Below are 23,806 nucleotides of genomic sequence, written 5' to 3'. Positions count from 1 at the left end.
CAAACCTGATGTGCACGACATCCACAAAACGCTTGACGCGAAAGCGCGTCGGATCAATCTTCACTCTTAAGAAAAAAATACGACTGAGTGGAAACACGACAGCGGACGATGATTTGCCGGGGAGCAAGCTTCGCGAGAGCCGAAGCGTCGCCGGCGGGGAATAGAAAAAGGGGAAGACACAAGATATGAGCACGATAAGCACTGCCCTTGAGCAGCCTGCCGAAAGCAAGCTGCTCAGGCATATCGACTGGCGTGGCGCCTTCTGGGTGGCAAGCGGCGTTCCAGCACTGGTCCTGTTCTCGATCGGCGGTATTGCCGGCACGACCGGGAAACTCGCCTTCCTGATCTGGACTGTGTCCATGATCATGGGTTTCCTGCAGTCCTTCACCTATGCCGAGATCGCGGGGTTGTTCCCGAACAAGTCCGGCGGCGCCTCGATCTACGGCGCCACGGCCTGGCTGCGCTATTCGAAGTTCATCGCGCCGCTGTCGGTGTGGTGCAACTGGTTCGCCTGGTCGCCAGTGCTGTCGCTCGGCTGTTCGATCGCCGCCGCCTATATCCTCAACGCGCTGGCGCCAGTGCCGATCTTCGGCGAGACTTCGCCGGAAGTGGTCGCCTACATCGCGGCGCATGTCGGGACTGCTCCGGCCGATGCCATCGCCGCGGTGACCGCGGCCGCGACGCCCGCCATCCGCACCTGGTCGCTGTGGGGCCACACGCTGGGCCCGGTGTCCTTCACCTTCAACGCCACCTTCTTCATCGGCGCGGTGCTGATGCTGGTCATCTTCTCGATCCAACATCGCGGCATCCTCGGCACGGCCAATGTGCAGAAATATATCGGCCTTTTGGTCATCATACCGATGCTGATCGTCGGCGTCGTGCCGATCTTCACCGGCCAGATCGACTGGGCGAATTTCTCGCCGCTGGTACCGCTGGCCGCCGCCTACGCACCCGACCCCGGCTCCTGGAACATCGCTGGCTGGACACTGGCGCTCGGCGGCATGTTCATCGCGGCCTGGTCGACCTACGGCTTCGAGACCGCGGTCTGCTATACGTCGGAGTTCAAGAACCCCGGCACCGACACCTTCAAGGCCATCTTCTACTCCGGCCTGCTCTGCATGCTGCTCTTCATCCTCGTGCCCTTCACCTTCCAAGGCGTGCTGGGCCTGAACGGCATGCTGGCGACGCCGATTGTCGACGGCTCGGGCGTCGCCGACGCGCTAGCCGGCATGGTCGGCGGCGGCAGTCTGATCCACAGCCTGCTGGTGATGCTGATGATCCTGGCGCTGGTGCTGTGCATCATGACGGCGATGGCCGGCTCCTCGCGCACGCTCTACCAGGGTTCTGTCGACGGCTGGCTGCCGCGCTATCTCAGCCATGTCAACGAGCACGGGGCGCCGACCCGCGCCATGTGGACAGACCTCGTCTTCAACTTGATCGTGCTGGCCATCGCTTCGGCCGACGCGACGAGCTTCTTCTTCATCCTCGCCGTGTCGAACTGCGGCTACATCATCTTCAACTTCCTCAACCTCAACGCCGGATGGATCCACCGCATCGACAACGGCCATATCGTCCGACCCTGGAAGGCGCCGTCGTGGCTCCTGGGGATTGGGGCGATCTTCGCCTATGTCAATGCGATCTTCATGGGCGCCGGCGCCAAGGTGTGGAACCCGATGGCGCTATGGGCCGGCCTGATCACCGCGGCGCTGATCATCCCGGTGTTCTGGTTCCGTCATTACATCCAGGACGGCGGCAAATTCCCTGAACACATGCTGGCGGACCTTGGCATGGCGGGAGCCGACCTTTCGGTCAAGAAGGCAGGCGTGCTGCCCTACCTGACGCTGATCGCCGGCGTGGTGGTGATGCTGATCGCCAACTGGGTGTTCGTCATCTGACACGACAGCCTGAAATAAGACGGGCGCGCCTCGGCGCGCCCGTCTTCTTTTGCCGATCTTCTCGATCCCGGCATCAACCTGCCTTGCGGACCGCCGCTTGTTCGAAGAACCGGTTGGGCGGCCGTTTCAGGCCGAGATTCTCGCGCAGCGTCGATCCTTCATATTGCCGCCTGAAGATGCCTCGGCGCTGCAGCTCCGGTACAACCTTCTCGACGAAATCGTCGAGGCCGGCGGGAAGGTAGGGAAACATGATGTTGAAGCCATCGGAGCCTTCGGCAAGGAGCCATTCCTCCATCTCGTCCGCGATGGTCTTGGCCGTCCCGACGAAAGCGAGGCCCGAATAGCCGCCGAGCCGCTGGGCGAGTTGGCGGACGGTGAGGCTCTCCGTCCGCGCCAGCTCAATGACGCGCTCGCGGCTGCTTTTGCTGGCGTTGGTTTCCGGAATGTCCGGCAACGGGCCGTCCGGATCGAAACCCGACGCATCGTGGCCGAGCGCGATCGATAGCGAGGCGATGCCGCTCTCGTAGTAGACCAGGCTGTCGAGCTTCGCCCGCTTGGCCCGCGCTTCCTCGACGCTGTCGCCGACGATGACGAAGGCGCCGGGCAGGATCTTGATGTCGTCGCGCGCGCGGCCAAGTTTTTGCGCCCGGCCTTTGACGTCGGCAAAGAAGCGCTGGCCGGCCGCGAGATCGCCATGAGCGGCGAAAATCACCTCGGCAGTCTCAGCCGCCAATTGCCGCCCCGCTTCCGAGGCGCCGGCCTGGACGATGACCGGCCAGCCCTGGATGGGCCGGGCGATGTTAAGAGGCCCGCGCACCGACAGGTACTCGCTCTTATGGTTGAGCACATGCAGTTTCGAGGGGTCGAAGTAGAGCCCGCTTTCGGCGTCGCGAATGAAGGCGTCGTCGGCGAAGCTGTCCCACAGCCCTGTGACGACATCGTAGAATTCGCGCGCCCTGTGGTAGCGCTCGTCATGCTCGACATGCTCGTCGAGGCCGAAATTCTGCGCGGCGTCGGGATTGGAGGTCGTGACGATGTTCCAGCCGGCGCGGCCGCCGCTGATATGGTCCAGCGAAGCGAAACGGCGGGCGATGTGATAGGGCGCGTCGAAGGTGGTCGATGCGGTGGCGACCAGGCCGATATGATCGGTGACGGCGGCCAGCGCCGACAGCAGCGTGAACGGCTCGAAGGACGTCACCGTATGGCTGCGCCGCAGCGCCTCGATCGGCATGTTGAGCACGGCCAGATGGTCGGCCATGAAGAAGGCGTCGAACTTCGCCGCCTCCAGCGTCTGCGCGAAACGCTTCAGATGCGCGAAGTTGAAGTTGGCGTCGGGATAAGCGCCCGGATAGCGCCAGGCGCCGGTGTGAAGACTGACGGGGCGCATGAAGGCGCCGAGGCGCAATTGCTTTTGTTCTGACATGGGCAATGATCCAGCGATGACGAGCGTTGCCGCTCCGATATCGGCGCAGGATCGGCCTGCATTGCGCTGCTGGAAAGGAATTCTGTTTTGCGGAAGCCTTGCCGCGGAGCATTTTTCGCCTGGCGCGGCCTATGACGTGGATCATCCGCCACCGGCCTTCGTCGATGGCGGATGATCCGAGGTTGCCACCTTTTATTCCGCAGCCAACGCCAGTTGCGGCCGTTCGATGCCTTCGACCTTCTCCGGCTCGGGCGCCTGCTCGTCGGTCTTCGCCTTCTTGGGTTCGCGGCCGAAGAACAGCGCGTAGCCGGCCGGCAGCACCAGGATGGTGAGCACGGTGGCGACCAGGATGCCGCCCATCATGGCGTAAGCCAGCGGCCCCCAGAAGACGGCGCGCGAGATCGGGATCAGCGCCAGAACCGCCGTCATCGCCGTCAGCATGATCGGCCGGAAGCGGCGCACGGCAGCGCCGATGATCGCCTCCGATCGCTCCATGCCCCTGGCGATATCCTGATCGATCTGGTCGACCAGGATGATCGAGTTGCGCATGATGATGCCGAGCAGCGCGATGACGCCGAGGATGGCGACGAAGCCGAACGGCGCTCCGCTGATCAACAGTGCGGCCGCGGCACCGATGATGCCGAGCGGACCGGTGGCCAGCACCAGCATCGCCTTGCCGAAATGTTGCAGCTGAACCATCAAGAGCACGACGATGATGGCGAGCATGATCGGCGCCTTGGCGGCGATCGAGGCCTGGCTTTCCGCCGAATCCTCCGCGCCACCCTGGATCTCGATCTGGTAGCCGGGGGCGAGACCGTCACGCAGGCTCTTCATGTCGTTGTACATCTTGGTGACGACGTCGTTCGACTGCACGCCGTCCGGCAGCGTGGCGCGCACGCTGATCGTCGGCAGGCGGTCGCGCCGCCATTCGACGCCCTGCTCCATCACAGGCACCACCTTGGCCACCTGCGACAGCGGCACCGAGCCGCCGAAGTCGGTCGGGATGTAGACGGAGTCCACCGAGGAGAGCAGATGACGGGTCGCCTCCGGCTCGCGGGCGACGATCGAGACCGTCTCCTCGCCGTCGCGGAAGTCGTCGAGCGGCGCGCCGGACATGGTGGCCTGCAGCATCTGGCGGATGCGCTGCGAGGTGACGCCGAGCGCCCGGGCACGATCCTGATCGATCACCAGCTTCATCGCCGGCACAGGTTCCAGCCAGTCGTCATGGATGGCGCCGAGCAGGGGGTTGGCCTGGAACTTCGCCTTCACCTCGTCGGCGATGCGGCGCACCTCCTGGCGGTCGGGACCCATGACGCGCATCTGCACCGGCCAGCCCGTGGGCGGGCCGAGGAACAGGCGGTCGACCTTGCCGCGGATCGAGGGGAAATCCTGCGCCAGGATCTTGCGCATCTTGACGATCAGCCGCTCGCGCGCCGGCTCGTCCTTGGCCATCACCAGGAGCTGGGCGAAGTTCGGGTTGCGAAGCTGCTGGTCGAGCGGCAGGAAGAAGCGTGGCGCGCCTTCGCCGATATAGGTGGCGATGAAGCGCTTGTCGGGATCGTCCATCATCTTGGCTTCCAGCGCCTTGGCCTGGCTTTCGACCTCCTTGATCGAGGTGCCTTCCGGCAGCCAGAGGTCGACCAGGATTTCCGGCCGCGAGGACTGCGGGAAGAAGTTCTGCGGAATGAACTGGAAGGCCCATAGGCTGGTGGCGAAGGTCATGAGCGTTGCCACCAGCACGATGATGCGGTGGCGCACGGCCCAGGCGACCGTCGCGCGCAGCCGGTGGTAGAAGCGCGTGTCGAAGGCATCGTGATGGGTGCCGGCGTGCTTGCGCTGCTTCAGGATCATGTAGCCTAGCCACGGCGTGAAATAGACCGCGACGAACCACGATACGATGAGCGCGATGCCGACGACATAGAACAGCGTGCGCACATACTCGCCCGCGGTGGAGGCGGCGAAGCCGACCGGGATGAAGCCCGCCGTGGTGATCAGCGTGCCGGTGAGCATCGGGAAGGCAGTCGAGCTATAGGCGAAGCTCGCCGCTTCGATCTTGACCAGCCCTTCCTCGAGCTTTCGCTCCATCATCTCGACGACGATCATGGCGTCGTCGACCAACAGGCCAAGCGCGATGATCAACGCGCCGAGCGAGATGCGCTGCAGGTCGATGCCGATCTCGTACATGATGGCGAAGGTGGCGGCTAAAACCAGCGGGATGGCGATGGCGATCACCAGACCCGAGCGCCAGCCGATCGACAGGAGCGAGACGGCAAGCACGATCAGCAGCGCTTCGCCGAGCGCCTCCATGAACTCGCTCACCGCGTCCTTGACGACCTGCGGCTGGTCGGAAATCTGGTCGACAGCGACGCCGTAGGGCAGCCCTGCCTCGAAGCGCTGGTAGGTCGCCTCGACATCCTTGCCGACGTCCCTGACGTTGAAACCCTTGGCCATGACGACGCCGACCTGGACGCTCTCGTGGCCGTTGAAGCGATATTTGCGCTCGTAGGGATCCTCGAGGCCGGAAGAGACGGTGGCGATGTCGCCGAGCCGCGTCACCTGGTTGCCGGAGCGCAGCCTCAGTTCACGGATGTCGGCGGCCTTGGTGACGTCGCCCTCGACCGAGATGCGCACCGAGCGCAGGCCGGTGTCGACGGAGCCCGCCGGATCGACGGCGTTCTGCCCTTTGACGGCATTCTGCAGATCGACAATGGTCAGGCCGCGTTCGGCCAGCGCCTTGGACGAGACGTCGATATAGATCTTCTCCGGCTGGTCGCCGATGATGACTGCCTTCTCGACGCCCGGCGTCGTCAACAGCATGTCGCGCGCCTGGATGGCGAACTTCTTCAGCTCCGGATAGGTGAAGCCGTCGCCGCTGATCGAATGCAGCGTGATGAAGGTGTCGCCGAACTCGTCGTTGAAATACGGGCCGAGCAGGCCTTGCGGCAATTCATTGGCGATGTCGCCGACCTTCTTGCGCACCTGGTAGAAGGCGTCCTTCACCTCCTCGGTATTGGTGTCGCCCTTGACCTGCAAGGTGATGATGGCACTGCCGGCGCGAGTGTAGGAGCGGACGAAATCGAGATGCGGCGTTTCCTGCAGCTTGCGCTCGATCTTGTTGACGACCTGGTCTTCCATGTCCTGGATCGAGGCGCCGGGCCAGGTCGCCTGCACCACCATGACGCGGAAGGTGAAATCGGGGTCTTCCTTCTGGCCCATGCGCATCAGGCCGAGCGCGCCGGCCAGAATGATCAGGCCGAACAGGAACCGCGCGATGCTCGGATGTCCGATCGCCCAGCGCGAAAGATTGAAGGGCCGCTTTTCAGTGCTGCTGTCGGTGGTGGTCATGGCACAAGTCCAGTCCAATTGATCGGGCAAGGCACGCCTGGCATGCTGCTTTTAAGTTCGGTGGGCTTCCGGGCGGCGAGACCCCTCAAGCGGAGAGAGACTCGCAAATCGCGGGGGACGCGGCACTGCTGCGGGGGGAGCCAACATGCCGGCATCTCACGATCGGGCGTCCGCCGCCCGGAAACTCAGGCCCTCCCCGGCTCGCGGCGCATGCAGCGAGAGCGGGAAAGGCGTCTGTCGCGCCTGACTTCAGGCTTGGTTCGATCCATGTCGTTTTTCCAAAAACCGCTTCGCATTTTTGGGCGACAGGCATCAGTGCAGGCTGCTCGTGGTGGCGACGTTATCCTCCGCCGAGGCGGATTGCTGAGCGGCGTCGCCCGAAAGCTTGACCTTCAGGTTTTCGGTCATGAACTGGGTGCCGGCCGCGATCACGATATCGCCCTGTTTCAGGCCGTCGGCCACGGTTACGCCGTCGGCGGTGAAATTGGCGACCTTGATCGGGCGCAGATGCACGGTGTCGGAGGCGCGATCGACCGTCCAGACGATCTGCTTGCCGTCCTTCTGCGCCATCGCGGTCAGCGGGATCGACACAAGTTGCGCCTTGCTGTCGACGGTCGCCTCGACATTGGCAGTCATGCCGAGCAGAACGCGGGGGTCGTTGGGCAGCGACACCCGGACCGCGAAGGTGCGCGACTGCGGGTCGGCGCTGCCGGCGACTTCACGGACCTTGCCGTCAAGCGTCAGCCCGTCGTCCGACCAGAAGCTCGCCTTGACTTCCTTGCCCGGGCGGAAGCCGGCGATGTCCATCTCCGGCACCGCGATCGACACTTCCTTTTCTCCGTCGACGGCGACGGTCATGACGGGTGTGCCGGCGCCGACCACCTGTCCGACATCGGCGGAAACGGTGGTGACGATGCCGGCCTGACTGGCCTTGAGGCCGGTATATTGGACCTGGTTCTGCGCCTGCGCCAGCGTCGAACGGGCCGCATCGCGGGTCGCGACCGCCTGGTCGTAGGTCAGCGTCGCCTGATCGAGCTGGGACTTCGGCGCGAAGTTCTTGGCATAGAGCTGCTCGGCGCGCTTCTTGGCGAGATCGACGGTTTCGACCTGGCGTTCGGCGGCGTCAAGGCTCGCCTGCGCGCTCTTCACCGACAGTTCGTAGTCGATAGGATCGACACGGGCGAGCACGTCGCCTGCATTCACATGCTGGCCGATGTCGACCAGACGCTCGGTGACCTTGCCGGCGATGCGGAAGCCAAGGTTCATCTCAGTGCGGGCGCGCACCGAGCCGGAATAATCGAGCTGGCGAGACGTCTGCGCCTCACCGATCTCGACCACCTTCACCGGCCGGGCGACTTCCTGGACGACCTCGGCTTTCTCCTGGCTGCAGCCGGCGAGGCCGAGCGTCGCGACGACAATGCCGACGACCGGGAGGCCGGCGGCCGGCAGCTTGCGGAGGATGGAACTGGACAAAGACACCTTAGCACTCCCGAACTGGAGATGATTTGTCGGCCGGCACCCGGCGGACAGCTTCTATTTCAAGGCTCTGATAGCGTAGTCGATAAGCTCGTCGGGCATCGCCCGATTGGTCTTGGCGAGGCACTGCGCCACCATTTGCGGATGGCAGAGAATGACGGTGGCGGCACCGAAGCAGCGCGAGGCCGTCTCCGGATCCTGCTCCCTGAACTCGCCGGCCTCGATGCCCTCTCGGATCACCTCGGCGAAGAGGTCGTGGATGCTGTTGACATGCTTGTCGATGACACCCCAGTCGCGCTCCAGCGCCACGATGACCATCTCGTGAACCTTCTCCTGGTCGAGCATGACCTCCAGCGTCATCTTGTACTGGGCATGGATGTAGCGGCGCAGCCGTTCCTCGGCGCTGACCGGCAGGTGCATGATCTCATAGGCCATCTTGTAGCTGGCGCCGAGCATGCGGCCGCAGACGGCTTGGTGGATTTCGACCTTGGAGGCAAAGAAGCGGTAGATGTTGGCCGGCGACATGCCGAGCTCGCGAGCGATGTCGGCAACGTTGGTCTTGCCGTAACCGTAATGGCGGAACAGGCGCTCGGCGCAGTCGAGAATGCGGGTCACATTCTCCTGTCTGGCGGGGTCTGCCACGATGTGGGCGGCTTCTGACATGGCGCTTTCGTTTTTACAAATGACGAATTTCGATTTTCGTCACTCGTAAAGCGAAAGGAGGGAGGAGTCAACGCGAAATCGACGTACGCGTACAAAATGGTGACAGATGGTGACAGTCGCAAGGGTGGATGAACGACGTCAGCGATTGGGCACTGGCGCCTGTGCCGTCGTCATCCACGGGCGGAGCAAGGAGTGTAGCGACGCGCGCAGACCCTGGGATCCATTCCCGTGACGTCGGCCGAAGAACGAAGGCAGATCAAGAAGTTACGCCGATATACGACCTATCGCTTGCAACAATACATTTTCAAGCGTTGGAGCACGACCGCGAGGTCACGGCATGTATCCTAGGGTTTCCGCGACGTCGCTTTGCGACTGCTCCACCCTAGGATGACGAAGTCCCGAAGGTCTGCGGCAAATCGCCGAGGAGATAGCAAGAGTCGCGGTGCAGCTAAACCGCCTTCGCCATCTCGCGTAGTCGAAACTTCTGGATCTTGCCCGTCGAGGTCTTCGGGATTTCGGCAAACACCACCGACTTCGGAACTTTGAAGCGTGCCAGCAACCCTCGACAATGCTCGATGATCTCCGCCTCAGTCGCCGTCTTGCCGGGCTTCAGCTCGACATAGGCGACCGGAACCTCGCCCCATTTCTCGTCCGCTCGCGCGACGACACCGCAGGAGGCGACCGACGGATGCTTGTAGAGCGCTTCCTCGACCTCGATGGACGAGATGTTCTCGCCGCCCGAGATAATGATGTCCTTGGAACGGTCCTTGAGCTGGATGTAGCCGTCGGGATGCATGACGCCAAGATCGCCGGAATGGAACCAGCCGCCGGCGAAGGCTTCGTCGGTGGCTTTCCTGTTCTTCAGATAGCCCTTCATGACGATGTTGCCGCGGAACATGACCTCGCCGATGGTCTTGCCGTCGGCCGGTGTCTCCGCCATCGTTTCCGGGTTCATCACCGTCAGCCCCTCAAGCGCGGCATAGCGCACGCCCTGGCGCGCCTTCCTCGCCGTCCTTGGCCCCTTGTCCAGCGCGTCCCATTCGTTGTGCCATTCGTTGACGACGGCCGGGCCGTAGGTCTCGGTCAGGCCGTAGAGATGGGTGACGGCAAAGCCGGCGTCAGCCATGCCGGACAACACGGACTCCGGCGGCGGCGCGGCCGCGGTGTTGAAGGTGACGGTCTGCGGGAACTCGCGCTTGTCCTCGTCCCTGGCGTTGATCAGCACCGACATGATGACCGGCGCGCCGCAGAGATGGGTGACGCCGTGGTCGGCGATCGCGTCATACATCGGCTTCGCCCGCACCCAGCGCAGGCAGACATGGGTGCCGGCCTGCACGGCTAAAGTCCAGGGGAAGCACCAGCCGTTGCAGTGGAACATGGGTAACGACCACAAATAGACCGCGTGCTTGGCCATGCCGGCATGGATGGTGTTGGTGTAGGCCATCAGCGCCGCGCCCCGATGATGGTACACGACGCCCTTCGGATTGCCTGTCGTGCCCGAGGTGTAGTTGAGCGAGATGGCGTCCCATTCGTCATCGGGCATCGACCAGGCGAAAGCCTCGTCGCCGCCGGCGAGAAAATCCTCATAGTCGAGCGTGCCTATGCGATCGCCCTTCGGATAGGGGGCATCGGCGGCGTAGTCCGGATCGTCATAGTCGATGACCGAAGGCTTGGCCTTGGCCTGCGCCAGCGCTTCCTTGACGACGCCGGAGAATTCCCGGTCGACGATCAGCACCTTGGTGTCGGCATGGTCGAGCTGGAAAGCGATGACGGCAGCGTCGAGGCGGGTGTTCAGTGAATGCAGCACCGCCTTGGTCATCGGCACGCCGAAATGGGCTTCCAGCATCGGCGGCGTGTTGGACAGCATCACCGTCACCGTATCGCCCTTGCCGATGCCGCGCTTCGAAAGCGCCGAGGCGAGCCTCAGCGAGCGGCGCCAGAAATCACGGTAGGTGATGCGCTGGCTGCCATGGATGATGGCGATGTGGTCGGGATAAGTCTTGGCCGCGCGCTCAAGATAAGTCAGCGGCGTCAGCGGCTGGTGGTTGGCGGCGTTCCTGTCGAGATCCTGTTCGTAGGGATTGGCCATCCCGTTCTCCCCAAAGTCCTTTTCGAACCTTCTAACCCTGAGCATGCCGTCACGCTATCCCCCTCGCATGGCTGAAAATGCTATGCTGCGCCGGCTTGGTGGAATGGCGATCCGTATTGAGCCGTGTTGCGAGACGATCGATGGCCACATATCCAAATTTGACTTTTGTCGAGAGCCGTGACTAATGTCAGCCGAGGAGACGGCATGGCGATCAGACCGGCAGAACAGCTCATCCACAAGGCCGCCTGGCTTTATTATGCCCACGGCCTTCGCCAGGACGAAGTGGCGAGCCAGCTCAACATTTCGCGGGCATCGGTCGCGATGTATCTGCGCAAGGCGCGCGAGACCGGCATCGTCAACATCTCGACCTCGACACAGCTTTTCACCAACGACATCATGGCGCGCAGGGTGGAAGACGCGTTCAAGCTCGACGCCGTCTGGATCGCGCCGGAGAACGCCTATCTCGCGGACCCTTCGACCGATATTGCGGTGCTGGCGGCAAGCGTCTTTCTCGAGCTTGTCAAAAAAGGCGACCGCATCGGCGTCGCCTGGGGCCGCACCGTCTACACCATCGCCGACATCATGTCCTATGCCGACCTGCAGGACGTCACCGTGGTGCAGCTCTGCGGCAATCTCGGCGCGCCCTATTCCTACCGGCCCGACCAGTGCACAATGGAAATCGCGCGGCGGCTGAACGCCAAGGGCCTCAATTTCTACGCGCCGCTGGTGCTGTCGACGGAAGAACTGGCGCAAGGGCTGCGCGCGGAACCAGTAATCCGCGACCAGCTGGCCGGCGTCGCCGACTGCGATCTCGCGCTCTATTCCGTCGGCGCGGTCGATGCTGACAGCCATCTGGTGAAATGCGGCGCACTGACGGCCGCCGAGATGGAAGCGTTGCGTAGCCAAGGCGCGGCCGGCGTGATCGCCGGGCAGATCATCGACGCCAGCGGCGAGGTGCTCGACTGCAGCTACAACCGGCGCGTCATCTCCGCCGAGCTCGCCTCGCTGCGCGCCATAGAGAAGCGGCTGATGGTGGTGCAGGAAGATACGAAGTTCGAGCCGTTGCTTTCGGCAATCGCCGGCGGACTCTGCACGCATCTGGTGATCGGCGCCCATATGGCCGAGCGCCTGCTCGAGCACGCGGCAGCAGTAGCCGGCAAAAAAGCATCCTAGAAAACCCACCCTTCGCCGCCTCTGTCATGAAGACGTCGCGGCTTTCTGTTCATGAGCAGCAAAAAAGACGGAACTGGACGCAACGACATGAAGAACCTTTGGAACGACGCCGACGCGGAAAAGATGGTTGCCGACCACGCCAAGAAGGGTGTCGGCCGGGACCTTGCGCTACGCGTCTACACGACCCGTCTGCTCGGCGGCGAGCCGCGGCTGGTGCTGCATGGCGGCGGCAACACTTCCTGCAAGACCAAGGCCACCGACCTAGTCGGAGACGAATGGGATGTGCTGTGCGTCAAGGGCAGCGGCTGGGACATGGCCGTCATCGAGCCGCAAGGCCTGCCGGCGGTGAAGATGGGCGCGCTCATCAAGGCGCGCGGACTGGACAAGCTTTCCGACGAGGACATGGTGTCGCTGCAGCGCTCCAACCTGATCGATCCCGCCTCCCCCAATCCGTCGGTCGAGACGCTGCTGCACGCCTTCCTGCCGCACCGTTTCGTCGACCACACGCATTCGACCGCGATCCTCGCCATCGTCGATCAGGAAGACAGCAAACCGCTGATCAAGACCGTGTTCGGCGACAAGATGGGCTATGTGCCCTACATCAAGCCGGGCTTCGACCTCGCCAAGGTCGCGGCGGAAGTTTTCGACGCCGACCGACAAGTCGAAGGGCTGATCCTCGACAAGCACGGCATCTTCACCTTCGGCGACGATGCCAGGCAGGCCTATGACCGCATGATCCACTACGTGAATGTGGCCGAGGATTATGTCGCCAACAACGGCAAGCCGCAGGCGGCCAAGGCTGCGCTGCCGGCAAAGCTTGCCAAGCCGGGCGACATCGCGCCGACGCTGCGCGGCGCCGTGGCCGTGGCGCGCGGCGAAGGCCGCTTCGACCGCATGATCAGCGACTTCCGCACCTCGGACGCGATCGTCGATTTCATCAATTCGGCGAAGATCGCCGACTATGCCGGCCGCGGCGTTTCGACCCCGGATCTTTCGATCCGCATCAAGACCGGACCGATGGCCGTGCCCGCGCCCGACGCCGACAAGCTCGGCGACTACAAGGCCGTCCTCAAGAGCCATGTCGCGGCCTTCGCCAACGACTACCGCGCCTATTTCGAGACCAATGACGCGCTGGACGATGTCAAGCGCACCATGCTCGACCCGATGCCGCGCCTGACGCTGGTGCCGGGTCTCGGCATGTTCGGCCATGGCCGCACGCTGAAGGATGCCAAGATCGCCTCCGATGTCGGCGAGATGTGGATCGAGGCGGTGCGTGGCGCCGAGGCGATCGGCCATTTCCATCCGCTGTCCAAGGCCGATCTGTTCCCGCTCGAATACTGGTCGCTGGAACAGGCCAAGCTCGCCTCGAACAAGCCTAAGCCGCTGACCGGCCAGGTGGTGCTCATCACCGGTGGCGCCGGCGCCATCGGTGCGGCGACCGCCAAGCTTTTCGCCGCCAATGGCGCCCATGCCGTGGTCGTCGACCTCGACCCTGTGAAGGCCGCGGACGCGGCGAAGGCCGCCGGCAACAATTCGATCGGCATCGGCGCCGACATCACCAACCCGGCCGAGATGCGCGCCGCCTTCGACATGGCGGTGGCGGTCTATGGCGGCGTCGACATCCTGGTCTCCAATGCCGGCGCCGCCTGGGAAGGCCGCATCGGCGAGCTCGACGACGCCACGCTGCGCAAGAGCTTCGAGCTCAACTTCTTCGCCCACCAGTCGGCGGCGCAGAATGCGGTGCGCATCATGCTGGAACAGGGCACCGGCGGCGTGCTGCTCTTCAACACCTCAAAGCAGGCGATCAATCCTGGCCCGAAATTCGGAGCCTACGGCATCCCGAAGGCAGCGACACTGTTCCTGTCGCGGCAGTATGCGCTGGACTATGGCGCGCACGGCATCCGCTCCAATGCGGTGAATGCCGACCGCATCCGCTCCGGGCTTCTGACCGACGCAATGATAGCCAGCCGGTCCGGCGCGCGCGGCGTGTCGGAGAAGGAATACATGTCCGGCAACCTGCTTGGACAGGAAGTGACGGCCGACGACGTCGCGCAGGCCTTCCTGCACCAGGCGCTGGCCGAACGCACCACCGCCGACGTAACGACCGTTGACGGCGGCAACATCGCGGCGGCGCTGCGCTGACGAGTACCATTGGAGCGGTTCATCGTTTTACGAAAACGACGAACCGCTCGATCTCCTCGCGTTGACGCCTCTCAGAACGGAGCGCCTTTCGCGCTTCTGCTGAAAAACTGCTGCAACCGGTCAAAGTCCCACTCCAATCCTTCGCCTACTACTCCGAAGGTTGAGGGGGATGCCTGGTGTTTCGCATGCGAGCTCCAACCCCGATCATTGGTGGAGTTGTCGATGCCCGTAAAAAGACTTCGTATCGGCGTACTCTTCGGCGGGCGTTCCGCCGAGCATGAGGTGTCGCTGCTTTCAGCGGCCAATGTCATGCAGGCGCTGGATCCGGCGAAATACGACGCCGTGCCGATCTTCGTCACCCGCGAAGGGCAATGGCTGCTGAGCCGCTTCGGGAACGGTGCGCTGATGACACCGTCAACCGGCACAGAGCTCTGCCTGGCGCCCGGCGGGCTCGGACGAATGCTCGCGATCCCTGCCAGCGGCGCGCCCCACGACCTCCCCGCCATCGATATCCTGTTTCCGGTGCTGCACGGCCTGCATGGCGAGGACGGCGCAGTGCAGGGATTGGCCGAAGTGGCGCGCGTGCCGCTCGCCGGCTGCGGCATCCTCGGCTCGGCCACGGCCCTTGACAAGGACATCGCCAAGCGGCTGCTGAAGGCGGCCGGACTGCCCGTCGCACGCTCGGTGACCATCGATGAAGATGTGGCGCCTTCGCTTGCCGAACTGGAAGAGCAACTCGGCCTGCCACTGTTCATCAAGCCGGCGCGGCAGGGCTCGTCGGTCGGCGTTGCGAAGGTCAATGCCAGCCAGGAATTCGACCGGGCCCTGGCGGAGGCCTTCCAGCATGACCGCAAGCTCCTCGCGGAAGAATTCGTTCGCGGCCGCGAGATCGAATACAGCGTGCTGGAGAGCCCCGCGGGCGAACTTTTCGTCTCGCGGCCCGGCGAGATCGTGCCGGCGGAAAGCCACGGTTTCTACAACTACAACGCCAAATACATCGACGCGGACGGCGCAACGCTGGTCGTGCCGGCGGACCTGCCGCCGGAGGTCGAGGCTGCCATGCGCGACACGGCGGCAATGGCGTTCAGAGCGCTCGGTTGCGACGCCATGGCCCGCGTCGATTTCTTCCTGATGCCGGACATGACGTTCTTGATCAACGAGCTCAACACCATCCCCGGCTTCACCAATATCAGCATGTACGCCAAGGCGATGGCGGCTAGCGGCGTCAGCTACCCGGAGGTCATCGACCGCCTGGTGGAGCATGGGTTGGCACGCGCCGGCCGGTGAGGCTACGCCGACTTTACTCCGGCAGGCCCGCTTTGCGGAAGCCGTCGACGAAATGCTCGAGCACCGCGTCGTCGCGGAACGGCTCGGTCCAGACCCAGTGCCGGGTCGTGAAATGGGGGTTGGCGACGAGGAACAGCTCTACCTCCGCGCGCGCCTCGTCAAGCCGGCCGAGCTGGGCAAGGCTTGCCGCCAGGAAACGGCGTGAGCTGGTGCGATAAGTCTCGTCCCGGCGAAGCGTCTCGACGGCGGCTTCGTATTCGCGGGCCGCATATTGCGCCGCGCCCAGTGTCAGATAGTACCAGCTCGGCGGATACGGGTTCAGCCGGAACGCCTTGCGAATGTGCTCAAGGCTTTCCTCGACGCGCCCGGCCAGGACCGCGATGTCGGACAATGTCGCCCAGGTATCGGCCTCGTTCGGGTCGAGCTCGATCGCCTTGGCGAATTCCGCGTCGGACTGGTCGAAATCGCGTTCATAGGCAAGCAGATTGGCCAGCACCCAGCGGCAACCGGCATCGTTGGGATCGATCGCGACAGCCTTGCGCGCCAGTTCCAAAGCGACACTGCGGTTCGGTTCAATGGGTTCGCCCCAATGCACCCAGCCCATCCAGTGGTTCATGGCGAGCCAGCGATAGGCCTCGGCGTATTGCGGATCGAGCGAGATCGCGCGCGTCAGCATCAGATGCGCTTCGCGCGCCGTCTGCGGCGAATCGTCGATCAGCCTGCGCGCCCGCACGCACAGATCATAAGCCTCAAGATTCCTGGGCCGATTGCGGACCGGCAGCGTGCGCAACCGGCCAAGCAGCGCTTCGACGATCTTGGCCGTCACCTCGTCCTGGACGGCGAAGATGTCTTCGAGGCTGCGATCGAAGCGCTCCGCCCAAAGATGCTCGCCGCTTAACGCATCGACCAGCTGCGCGTTGATGCGCACGCGCCCGGCGGCACGCCTCGCGCTGCCTTCCAGCAGGTAGCGCACGCCCAGATCCCTGGCGATCATGCGCACATCCATCGCCCTGCCCTTGTAGGCGAACACCGAGTTGCGGGCGATGACGAACAGGCCGGGCATCCTCGACAGGTCAGTGATCAGGTCCTCGGTCAAGCCGTCCGCGAAGGACTCCTGCTCGGGGTCGTTGCCGAAGGCGACGAAAGGCAGCACGGCGACAGACGGCTTGTCGGGCAGCGGCAAAGGCCTTTGCTGCGTGCCCTCGAGCTTTTCTATAGCGCCCGTGAAGCGATAGCCGACGCGCGGCACGGTGGCGATCCACTCGCCGCCACCGGTCGCCGGACCAAGCAGCTTCCTGAGCTGCGCGATCTGTACGGTGAGATTGCCTTCCTCGACGGCCATGCCAGGCCAGGCGGCGTCCATCAACTCGGCCTTGGCCAGGATTTCGCCTGGACGCGCGACGAGGGCCTCGAGCAGTTTCAGCCCACGATGACCGGCGGCGACGGGGACATCGCCCCGAAGCAGCGTTCCCGCGCCTGGATCAAGCACGAACGGTCCAAAGGCAAAGCGCGATCCCTGCATGCGGCGCATCTATAGCCGATTTGGAAGTTTTGAGAACTATTTGGGAGGGCTTAATTACGCCGCCGTCCACCTACGGCAGACTGCGATCTCAATCAGGCCGAGGGCTCAGGAACCCTCATTCGATGGAGGTTGCCATGAACGATACTTTTGCGCCTTCCACGTGTCTGCCGGCACCGGCAATGGAAGCAGGCCGTCGACGCTACAGCCTGGCGGCGTTGCGTAGCTTCGTTGCGGCACGCCGCGAGCGGGCCTACTTTCGTTTCGAGCTCAAGCGCATGGCGGCGGACAATCCGCATCTGATCGACGATATCGGCATGACCAGAAGCCAGGTCGAAGCGGAGATCGCCAAACTCCCCTTCTGGCAACGCTAAGTCGCAGAATTGGAAGAGGCCAAGACGAAAAGAGCGGCCCTCGAGCCGCTCTTTCTTTTTTGCAATTCGCTAAACCCTACTTGGCGTTCGGATTCGGCATCCAGGCCGGCATGGCGACATCGGCATGGGCGAACTGCGGCAGCTTGGCCGACAGGTCTTCCATGTTCTTGATGTCCTTGTCGACAAGCTCCTTCTGGGTGATCAGCGTCGGCGGCACGATGACGTTGTGGCCGGGATCCTCGCCGGCGAGCAGTTGCGCCAGCGCGCGCACCGAGACCTGGCCGACCACGGCCGGGTTGGTGGCGGCCGTCGCCGCCCAGGCACTGTCCGGCTCGCGCATCGCGGCGATGTCCGAGGTCGAGATGTCGGCCGAGTAGATTTTGATGCCCTTGTTGAGCCCCGCCTCGTCGACCGCGATCTTCACGCCCTTGGCGAACTCGTCATAGGGCGCGAACATCACCTTGATGTCGGGATGCGCCTGCAGCACCGAGCGCGCCTGGTTGGCGACGGAGTTGGCGATCGGGTTGTCGAGCGTGCCGAACATGGCGACCTCGCTGATGCCCGAATATTTCTTCTTCACATCCACCCAGGTCTCGTTGCGGCGGTCGAGCGGGGCGATGCCGGCGACATAGACATAGCCGGCCTTCCAGCTCTCGCCGTTGTCCTTCACAGCCTGCTCGAGCGCGAGCTTGGCCAGGTCGCGGTCGGACTGCTCGACCTGCGGGATCTTCGGGTTCTCGACATTGACGTCGAAGGCGACGACCTTGATGCCGGCGTCGACCGCGCGCTGGGCGGCATCCTTCATCGATTCGGTCAGGCCGTGCTGGATGATGATGCCTTGCACGCCGAGCGCGATCGCCTGGTCGACCATGTCGGCCTGAAGCGCCGCGTCCTGACGGCTGTCCAGCACGCGCAGGTCGACGCCGAGCGCCTTGGCCTGCGCCTCGACGCCGGAGAGGTAGGCCTGGAAGAAGTCACCGGTCGACAGATAGCGCACCAGCGCGATCTTGACGCCCGGCTTGTCGAACGGCGCCGGGCGGTCCGCCGCCAATGCCGTCCCCTGCATCAGCAGCGCCGCGCCGGCGAGGCCGAATGCCGCCTTTCCCAAAAGTCTTCTTGTGATGCTCACTTTGTTTTCCTCCGTTTTGTCTCAATGCCCCGGTCGAAACTATCTCTTGCCCCTGCCGGAAAGGGCGAAGGTGAAGACAAGGGCGACGACAAGCACCGCGCCCTTGACGAAATCCTGCGTGTAGTAAGGGGCGTTCATCATCGTCAGGCCTTGCAGCAGGACGCCGACGAACACCGCGCCGACGGCCGTGCCGAAGGCGTTGGGCTTGGCGGCGCCGAGCACCGCGTAGCCGATAAGCGCCGCGGCGACAGCGTCGAGCAGCAGATTATTACCCGAGGCGATGTCGCCGCGTCCAAGCCGGGCAGCGAGTAAAATCCCGCCGATCGAGGCAAAAACTCCCGAAATGACATAGGCCCAGATTTTGTATGCCTTGACAGGCGCTCCGGCGAGTTCGGCGGCCCTCTCGTTGCTGCCGACCGCGTACATCATGCGGCCGAAGCGGGTGTATTCGAGAAAGAACCAGATCAGCACCGCGAGCACGATGAGCACGACGACTGAAACCGGGATCAGGTTCGGGATGAAGAAGTCGATGCGGTGACGGCCGAGCGCCAGGAAGGCTTCCGAGAACTTGCCGTTGGCGACCGAACCGTCGGGCATCGTCATGCCGGTCGCGATCGAGCGCCCTTCGGTCGGAATGCGTTGCAGCCCAAGCAGCAGGAACATCATGCCGAGCGTGGCGAGCAGGTCGGGCACGCGCATATAGACAATCAGCCAGCCATTGATCAGGCCGACGATGACGCCGATGACTAGGCAGGCGATGACGGCAACGATCGCATTCTGCTCTAGCACCACCATGGCGTAGGAGGCCGCCATCATGGCGCTGGTGGCGACCGAGCCGATCGAGAGATCGAAACCGCCGACGACCAGAGTCGCAGTGACGCCCAGCGCCAGAACGCCGGTGATGGCCACCGACTGGAAGATGAAGACGGCACTTTGCGGCGAAACGAAACCGTCGGCTGCGATCGCGAAATAGGCGATGAGCCCGACCAGCAGGACGATGAAGCCGTAGCGGATGGCATAGTCGCGCATCATTCAGCGCCCCGCCGCGCGGCTGTCCGACAAAAGTTCATTCCAACTCCACTCCATGCAAATCTTAAAGCGCGTCGCGTCGAAACGGATTCGCGCGACGCGCTTTAAGTCTCTGTATTGATGCATGTCGTTTTCCCAAAAACCGCTGTGCACTTTTGGGCGACATGCATTAGACCTCACGCCGCGCTGTGAAGCGGTCCGCCGGCCACTTCCGCCAGCAGCCGGTCGAGGTCGACATCGGCGTTCCGATGCTCGCCCACGATCGTGTGTTCAGACATCACCAGGATGCGGTCGGCGGTCTCCAGCGCCTCGTCGATCTCGGTAACGAAGATCAGTGTCGCGCGGCCGTCGGCGCTGGCCCTCAGCTTGGCGGCGATGTCGCGCCGCGCCGAAATGTCGACGCCCTGAAACGGCTCGTCGAGGATGAAGAGCCGCGAGGCCTGCGACATCCAGCGCGCCACCATCACCTTCTGCTGGTTGCCGCCGGAAAGCGCGGAAAGCTCGTCCTTCTCCGACCGGCAGACGATGCCGAGCTCGTCGATCTGGCGGCGTGCGACAGCGCGCTCGGCGCGCTTCTTCATCACGCCGAAACCGGACATGCGTTTCAGGAACGGCAGGCTGATGTTGCGTTCGATATTGAAGCCGCCGACGATGCCGCTGGCGGCGCGATCCTTGGCGACGAGGAAGGCGCCAGCAGCAATGGCCTCGCGCGCCGATCGCGGCGCATAGGGCTTGCCGTCCATATGCATGGTGCCGGCGAGCGGTCGGCGCACGCCGAACAGCGTTTCTGCCAAAGCCGTCTTGCCGACGCCGACCAGGCCGGTGATCGCCACCACCTCGCCGGTGCCCAGAGTCATCGAGATCGGCTTCGCGCCTGGCGCGATCCGCAAGCTTTCGGCGGTGAAGACGGCTTGGGCCGAGCTTCTCGCGACCACCCGGTCAAGGTGGATCTTGCGGCCGAGCATGGCGTTGACGGCGCCCTCATAGTCGAGCGGCTTGCGGTCGAAGACGCCGGAGACGGCGCCGTCACGCATCGAGACGATGCGGTCGGCAAGCTGCCTGATGTCGGACATGCGATGCGAGATGTAGAGGATGGCGACGCCCTGCGCGCGCAGCCTGTCGATCAGCGCGAACAGCCGGTCGGCCTCGGCGCTCGACAGCGAGGAGGTCGGCTCGTCGAGTATCAAGACCTTGGGTTGGTGCGCCAAGGCGCGGGCAATCGCCACCATCTGGCGGTCGGCCAGCGCGAGATCGGCGACGCGCGCCTTAAGGTCGATGGCAAGCCCCATGCGGTCGGCGACGGCCTTGGCCTCAGCGCGGACGTTGCGCGGCTTGAACAGCAACGACGCGCCCTTGCCGCTCAGCCGGTCGAGCGTCAAATTGGTAGCGACATCGAGATCGGCCACCACGCCGTCATTGATGTTCTGATGCACGGTGACGACGCCGGCGCGGATGGCTTCGGCGGGGGTCTGCGGGTCGAAGGCCTTGCCGGCGAGCTGCATCGTGCCGCCGCCGTGCGAATAGACGCCGCTGACGATCTTGACCAGAGTGGACTTGCCGGCGCCGTTGGCGCCCATCAGCACGGTGACCTCGCCGGCAAAGAGGTCGAGCGAGATGCCGCCAAGCACCTCGTTCTGGCCAAAGGATTTCCTCAGGCCCTCCACACGGAACACGGCATCTGCGCCCATTCGTTCCTCCCTGACCGTGACGCTATGGGCTCATTCGGCAATTGTCAACACGATTGACATTTGCCAGAGCGCTTCCTAGCTTGGCCCCACCGCCGCGGCTCCGCTATCGTCGGAAACCACGCGCAGGAGGGAGAGAATGACCGGGAAGTTCGAAGCATTGTCGGTGGAGACGCTGCCGAAGCGCCTTGGCGAGACCACGGCGCTGACCGAGCGCATCGGCAAGGACGCCAGCCGCTGGAAGGTACGCGAGGTCGGCGACGGCAATCTCAACCTCGTCTTCATCGTCGAGGGCGACAAGGGCGCGGCGGTGGTGAAACAGGCGCTGCCTTATGTGCGGCTGGTCGGCGACAGCTGGCCACTGCCGCTGAAGCGTTCTTTCTTCGAGTATCACGCGCTGACCAGGCAACAGGCGCGCGCGCCCGGTTCGGTGCCGGAAATCTACCACTTCGACGAGACGCAGGCGCTGATCGTGATGGAATATCTGGCGCCGCCGCACATCATCCTGCGGCGCGCGCTGATCGACGGCCGCGAACTGCCGAACATCGCGCGCGATATCGGCCTGTTCATGGCGCGCACGCTGTTCCGCGGCTCCGACCTGTCGATGGTGACGAAAGAGCGCAAAGCCGATCTCGCGCTGTTCGCTGACAATGTCGAGCTCTGCGACATCACCGAGAACCTGGTGTTCTCCGATCCCTATTTCGACGCCAAAATGAACCGGCACACCAGCCCGCAGCTCGACGGACTGGTGGCCGAACTGCGCGCCGACCGCGACCTCAAGGTCGAGGCGCAGCGGCTGAAACATCTCTTCGCCGCCAATGCCGAGACGCTGCTGCACGGCGACCTGCATTCCGGTTCGATCATGGTCACCGACACAGAGACCCGGATGATCGATCCGGAGTTCGCCTTTTACGGTCCGATCGCCTTCGATGTCGGCATGCTGCTCGCCAATTTCTGGATGGCCTTCTTCTCGCAGCGCGGCCATGAGGAGAAAGGCAGCCGCGACTCGATGCGCGCCTATCTGCTCGGTGTCACGGTCGAAACCTGGGCCGTGTTCCGTGCCGAGTTCTCGCATCTGTGGCGCGCCGAGCGCAGCGGCATGCTTTACCAGAGGAGCTTGTTCGAGGATCAGGGCGACCTGCTCGGTGCCGAACAGGCGCTCGGCCACATGCTTTCCGGTATCTGGACCGACCTGCTCGGCTTCGCCGGCATCGAGGTGCACCGGCGCATTCTCGGCCTCGCCCACAATGCCGATTTCGAGACCATTGCCGATCAAGATCTGCGCGCCAGATGTGAGGCCAAGGCTTTGCGCTTCGGCCGCCACATCGCCGTCAACCGGCGCCAGATCCACAGCATCGATGAGGTCAACACCCTCGCCGCGCTGATCGAACAGGAGAAGAGCCTTTGAACGTCGGCGAACGCCATTATCGCACCATCTGGCTCAGCGACGACAAGCGGTCGGTCGAGATCATCGACCAGCGCTGGCTGCCGCATGAATTTCGCGTCGAGACGATCGGAACTGTCGCCGGCATCGCCACCGCGATCCGCGACATGTGGGTGCGCGGCGCGCCGCTGATCGGCGTCACCGCCGCCTACGGCGTCGCCATCCAGATGAGGGAAGACGCGTCGGACGAAGCGCTCGACGCGGTGTGGGAGACGCTGCACAAGACACGGCCGACGGCGATCAATCTGCGCTGGGCGCTGGACGAGATGCGGCGTTTTCTCAAGCCGCTCGCGCCGGGCGAGCGCCCGGAGGCGGCTTACCGGCGCGCCGCCGAAATCGCCGACGAGGATGTCGGGCTGAATCGCGCCATCGGCGAGAACGGGCTTGCCATCATCAAGGAGATCGCTGCGCGCAAGCAGCCGGGCGAGACCGTCAACATCCTCACCCATTGCAATGCCGGCTGGTTGGCGACGGTCGACTACGGCACCGCCACCGCGCCGATCTATCTGGCGACGGAGGCCGGCATTCCCGTGCATGTCTATGTCGACGAGACGCGGCCGCGCAATCAGGGCGCCCAGCTGACCGCCTGGGAGATGGCCGGCCATGGCGTGCCGCACACGCTGATCGTCGACAATGCCGGCGGCCATCTGATGCAGCGTGGCGACATCGACATGGTGATCGTCGGCACCGACCGCACCACCGCCAATGGCGACGTCTGCAACAAGATCGGCACCTATCTCAAGGCTTTAGCCGCCGCCGACAATGACGTGCCCTTCTATGTCGCGCTCCCCTCGCCCACCATCGACTGGACGGTGGCCGATGGCCTGGCGGAAATCCCGATCGAGGAGCGCTCCGGCGACGAGGTGTCGCTGGTCTGGGGCAAGACGGCAGATGGCAAGATTACGCAGGTGCGCGTGTCGCCCGATGCGACACCGGCGGCCAACCCGGCGTTTGATGTGACGCCGGCGCGGCTGGTCACCGGGTTGATCACCGAGCGCGGCGTGGCCAAGGCCTCGCGCGAGGGGTTGAAGGCGATGTTTCCGGAGCGCGGGTGATCGGCTTTCGACGTGTAACCAGGCGCTGGATTTGACTGATCTCACGATTTCTTGAACGCAGCGCGGTTTAAAACGCGC

General features: G+C 64.0%; 16 protein-coding genes. 7 read left to right on the top strand and 9 right to left on the bottom strand.

Annotation, left to right across the window (positions count from 1 at the left end; genetic code table 11):
- The first annotated feature begins 185 nt into the window (after window positions 1-185).
- Window positions 186-1,895, top strand: coding sequence for an APC family permease (locus YU3_RS0101185; RefSeq protein WP_027164508.1), 1,710 nt, complete (start codon window positions 186-188; stop codon window positions 1,893-1,895).
- Between the two features lie 73 nt (window positions 1,896-1,968).
- On the opposite strand, the gene YU3_RS0101180 is transcribed toward YU3_RS0101185, so the two are convergent.
- The 5 genes from YU3_RS0101180 to YU3_RS0101155 all read right to left on the bottom strand — a co-directional run bounded on the left by YU3_RS0101180 (window position 1,969) and on the right by YU3_RS0101155 (window position 10,891).
- Complete coding sequence (locus tag YU3_RS0101180; protein ID WP_027164507.1) at window positions 1,969-3,318, bottom strand: LLM class flavin-dependent oxidoreductase; 1,350 nt, start codon at window positions 3,316-3,318, stop codon at window positions 1,969-1,971.
- A gap of 192 nt (window positions 3,319-3,510) precedes the next feature.
- Complete coding sequence (locus YU3_RS0101170; protein ID WP_027164506.1) at window positions 3,511-6,663, bottom strand: efflux RND transporter permease subunit; 3,153 nt, start codon at window positions 6,661-6,663, stop codon at window positions 3,511-3,513.
- 312 nt (window positions 6,664-6,975) lie between these two features.
- On the bottom strand, window positions 6,976-8,142 hold the full coding sequence (locus YU3_RS0101165; protein WP_051333809.1) for an efflux RND transporter periplasmic adaptor subunit: 1,167 nt from the start codon (window positions 8,140-8,142) through the stop codon (window positions 6,976-6,978).
- Window positions 8,143-8,196: 54 nt separating this feature from the next.
- A complete protein-coding gene (locus YU3_RS0101160) occupies window positions 8,197-8,802 on the bottom strand; it encodes a TetR family transcriptional regulator (protein ID WP_027164504.1) in 606 nt (201 codons plus the stop codon).
- Between the two features lie 448 nt (window positions 8,803-9,250).
- Window positions 9,251-10,891 (bottom strand): acyl-CoA synthetase, encoded by a 1,641-nt coding sequence (locus YU3_RS0101155; protein WP_027164503.1) that lies wholly within the window; start codon window positions 10,889-10,891, stop codon window positions 9,251-9,253.
- A 204-nt stretch (window positions 10,892-11,095) separates the two neighbouring features.
- Here YU3_RS0101155 and YU3_RS0101150 point away from each other — a divergent pair, with 204 nt between their 5' ends.
- The 3 genes from YU3_RS0101150 to YU3_RS0101140 all read left to right on the top strand — a co-directional run bounded on the left by YU3_RS0101150 (window position 11,096) and on the right by YU3_RS0101140 (window position 15,493).
- Window positions 11,096-12,064, top strand: a complete 969-nt coding sequence (locus YU3_RS0101150; RefSeq protein WP_027164502.1) for a sugar-binding transcriptional regulator — start codon at window positions 11,096-11,098, stop codon at window positions 12,062-12,064.
- Between the two features lie 87 nt (window positions 12,065-12,151).
- Window positions 12,152-14,206 (top strand): bifunctional aldolase/short-chain dehydrogenase, encoded by a 2,055-nt coding sequence (locus tag YU3_RS0101145; protein WP_027164501.1) that lies wholly within the window; start codon window positions 12,152-12,154, stop codon window positions 14,204-14,206.
- Window positions 14,207-14,428: 222 nt separating this feature from the next.
- Entirely contained in the window at window positions 14,429-15,493 is a 1,065-nt protein-coding gene (locus YU3_RS0101140; protein WP_036257631.1) for a D-alanine--D-alanine ligase family protein, read from the top strand.
- Between the two features lie 13 nt (window positions 15,494-15,506).
- Here the strand turns inward: YU3_RS0101140 and YU3_RS0101135 are convergent, their stop codons facing one another.
- Window positions 15,507-17,024 (bottom strand): winged helix-turn-helix domain-containing protein, encoded by a 1,518-nt coding sequence (locus tag YU3_RS0101135; protein ID WP_027164499.1) that lies wholly within the window; start codon window positions 17,022-17,024, stop codon window positions 15,507-15,509.
- 170 nt (window positions 17,025-17,194) lie between these two features.
- Here YU3_RS0101135 and YU3_RS0101130 point away from each other — a divergent pair, with 170 nt between their 5' ends.
- Complete coding sequence (locus YU3_RS0101130; protein ID WP_198021628.1) at window positions 17,195-17,386, top strand: DUF1127 domain-containing protein; 192 nt, start codon at window positions 17,195-17,197, stop codon at window positions 17,384-17,386.
- A 76-nt stretch (window positions 17,387-17,462) separates the two neighbouring features.
- Here the strand turns inward: YU3_RS0101130 and YU3_RS0101125 are convergent, their stop codons facing one another.
- The 3 genes from YU3_RS0101125 to YU3_RS0101110 form a co-directional block, all read right to left on the bottom strand.
- The gene (locus tag YU3_RS0101125) at window positions 17,463-18,515 is read right to left on the bottom strand and encodes a substrate-binding domain-containing protein (protein ID WP_027164497.1); all 1,053 of its coding nucleotides are present in this window, start codon (window positions 18,513-18,515) and stop codon (window positions 17,463-17,465) included.
- A 39-nt stretch (window positions 18,516-18,554) separates the two neighbouring features.
- The gene (locus tag YU3_RS0101120; RefSeq protein ID WP_027164496.1) at window positions 18,555-19,547 is read right to left on the bottom strand and encodes an ABC transporter permease; all 993 of its coding nucleotides are present in this window, start codon (window positions 19,545-19,547) and stop codon (window positions 18,555-18,557) included.
- Window positions 19,548-19,720: 173 nt separating this feature from the next.
- Complete coding sequence (locus tag YU3_RS0101110; protein WP_027164495.1) at window positions 19,721-21,232, bottom strand: sugar ABC transporter ATP-binding protein; 1,512 nt, start codon at window positions 21,230-21,232, stop codon at window positions 19,721-19,723.
- Window positions 21,233-21,368: 136 nt separating this feature from the next.
- Between YU3_RS0101110 and mtnK the strand changes: the two genes are divergently transcribed.
- Both mtnK and mtnA read left to right on the top strand, forming a co-directional pair.
- A complete protein-coding gene (gene mtnK, locus YU3_RS0101105) occupies window positions 21,369-22,637 on the top strand; it encodes an S-methyl-5-thioribose kinase (RefSeq protein ID WP_027164494.1) in 1,269 nt (422 codons plus the stop codon).
- On the top strand, window positions 22,634-23,728 hold the full coding sequence (gene mtnA, locus YU3_RS0101100) for an S-methyl-5-thioribose-1-phosphate isomerase (RefSeq protein WP_027164493.1): 1,095 nt from the start codon (window positions 22,634-22,636) through the stop codon (window positions 23,726-23,728). Before mtnK ends, mtnA begins: the two co-directional genes overlap by 4 nt.
- Window positions 23,729-23,806: the final 78 nt, after the last annotated feature.

It is taken from the genome of Mesorhizobium sp. WSM3224 (assembly GCF_000427725.1).
Lineage (GTDB): Bacteria > Pseudomonadota > Alphaproteobacteria > Rhizobiales > Rhizobiaceae > Mesorhizobium.
The sequence above is the reverse complement of the archived record's forward strand: the minus strand, read 5'-3'. Positions and strand labels throughout refer to the sequence as shown.

What these genes read in the sequence shown, in the direction of transcription:
- YU3_RS0101130 (WP_198021628.1), top strand. Translation starts at nt 17,195, where the DNA reads ATGGAAGCAGGCCGTCGACGCTACAGCCTGGCGGCGTTGCGTAGCTTC.
- YU3_RS0101140 (WP_036257631.1), top strand. Translation starts at nt 14,429, where the DNA reads ATGCCCGTAAAAAGACTTCGTATCGGCGTACTCTTCGGCGGGCGTTCC.
- YU3_RS0101155 (WP_027164503.1), bottom strand. Translation starts at nt 10,891, where the DNA reads ATGGCCAATCCCTACGAACAGGATCTCGACAGGAACGCCGCCAACCAC.
- YU3_RS0101170 (WP_027164506.1), bottom strand. Translation starts at nt 6,663, where the DNA reads ATGACCACCACCGACAGCAGCACTGAAAAGCGGCCCTTCAATCTTTCG.
- YU3_RS0101180 (WP_027164507.1), bottom strand. Translation starts at nt 3,318, where the DNA reads ATGTCAGAACAAAAGCAATTGCGCCTCGGCGCCTTCATGCGCCCCGTC.
- YU3_RS0101185 (WP_027164508.1), top strand. Translation starts at nt 186, where the DNA reads ATGAGCACGATAAGCACTGCCCTTGAGCAGCCTGCCGAAAGCAAGCTG.
- mtnK (WP_027164494.1), top strand. Translation starts at nt 21,369, where the DNA reads ATGACCGGGAAGTTCGAAGCATTGTCGGTGGAGACGCTGCCGAAGCGC.
- YU3_RS0101145 (WP_027164501.1), top strand. Translation starts at nt 12,152, where the DNA reads ATGAAGAACCTTTGGAACGACGCCGACGCGGAAAAGATGGTTGCCGAC.
- YU3_RS0101135 (WP_027164499.1), bottom strand. Translation starts at nt 17,024, where the DNA reads ATGCGCCGCATGCAGGGATCGCGCTTTGCCTTTGGACCGTTCGTGCTT.
- YU3_RS0101110 (WP_027164495.1), bottom strand. Translation starts at nt 21,232, where the DNA reads ATGGGCGCAGATGCCGTGTTCCGTGTGGAGGGCCTGAGGAAATCCTTT.
- YU3_RS0101150 (WP_027164502.1), top strand. Translation starts at nt 11,096, where the DNA reads ATGGCGATCAGACCGGCAGAACAGCTCATCCACAAGGCCGCCTGGCTT.
- YU3_RS0101160 (WP_027164504.1), bottom strand. Translation starts at nt 8,802, where the DNA reads ATGTCAGAAGCCGCCCACATCGTGGCAGACCCCGCCAGACAGGAGAAT.
- YU3_RS0101120 (WP_027164496.1), bottom strand. Translation starts at nt 19,547, where the DNA reads ATGATGCGCGACTATGCCATCCGCTACGGCTTCATCGTCCTGCTGGTC.